The sequence below is a fragment of the Paenibacillus sp. FSL R5-0527 genome, assembly GCF_038008055.1.
Taxonomy (GTDB): domain Bacteria; phylum Bacillota; class Bacilli; order Paenibacillales; family Paenibacillaceae; genus Fontibacillus; species Fontibacillus macerans.
Map to the genome: position 1 here is coordinate 1 of NZ_JBBOYI010000017.1, position 1095 is coordinate 1095.

The 1095-nt window shown below is 49.2% G+C and carries 1 protein-coding gene; it reads right to left on the reverse strand.

Translation table 11 applies throughout. The features are described from left to right. Positions 1 to 123: 123 nt before the first annotated feature. Positions 124 to 1095, reverse strand: a 972-nt coding sequence (locus NYE69_RS33560; protein WP_340930762.1) for a baseplate J/gp47 family protein, incomplete at its 5' end; no start/stop codon positions are given.

Sequence of the window (1095 nt, forward strand, 5' to 3'; positions counted from 1 at the left end):
TGATCATCGAAAAGCTGCTGTATGGAGACGTCCATATTATCCAGTTCGACGTCTTCGGTTGACGCTAGTTGTATAAAATCAGGAATATCTTCGTAATATTTCGGCCAGTAAGTCATAATGTGATCAGCCATTGATAACCACCGTCCCCAAGTTTGGAGTCTCCTCCGCCCCAAGCGTGATGTTTGCGGGCGATCCGTTTAAGGTAGTATTGGCTACATCGATAACACCTGTAACATTAAGTATCGCGGCCTCGATCAACGCCACGCGCACAATGATTTGGTCTTGCGTTGCCCAGGATTTGCGTAGGCCAAGCAAATAAGCATTTATGGCGCCCTCTATTGGTCCTTGCACCTGCCCCACCGTAGTACCTGCCTCTAATGTAACTGTGGTTGATACGTTAATATCCTGGGCTGTAACACCTGAAATTGTAACCGTATGCCCGATAGGGGCCGTTCCGTAACCTTTGCCGCTGTTTACTACCGGATCGACTTTGGTTTGTACATCGTTAATAAGCGCCGCTGATGGAGGGTTCCAGTCTGCACCGATGATTGTACACTTTACCGTTCCCCCACCGTTCCAAGCCGGAAATACCTTTGTCGCACCCACGCCATCGATTGCATTAATGAACTGTTTGTAATCAGAAATATTGCCTCCGAACGCCGGTTCGTTTACGACTTCGTAGTATCTCGCCCTAAGCGCATCGTCTGTTTCTTCGTCTTCGCCCGGCATCAGTACATCTGTCAATTCCGCACGTGCTAGATTGTTAACGTAGTCGATAGGCAACAACGCACCGAATTCCTGATTCCCTATCGTACCGGCTTGTTCGCACTCTAATGTCCATTGGCCGGTTACAATCTTGCTGACAGCCACGTAGTTGACGTCATTGATTGAAAACCGGCTTCCAGCAGGAACGTCCATAGGAGCATCACCAGACGTATAAAACAGCCCTTTGCGCCGCGCTTTGGTAGCGGGTTCCCGGTTAACCCCAAACTCCGCGCATTTCCTTGTGAGTTCGTCCCCCGTGGCTGTATCGACGAATGAGAGATTATAGTTCACATCAAGTTCGATATACATTTGCGCTAGTTCCGCAGCAGC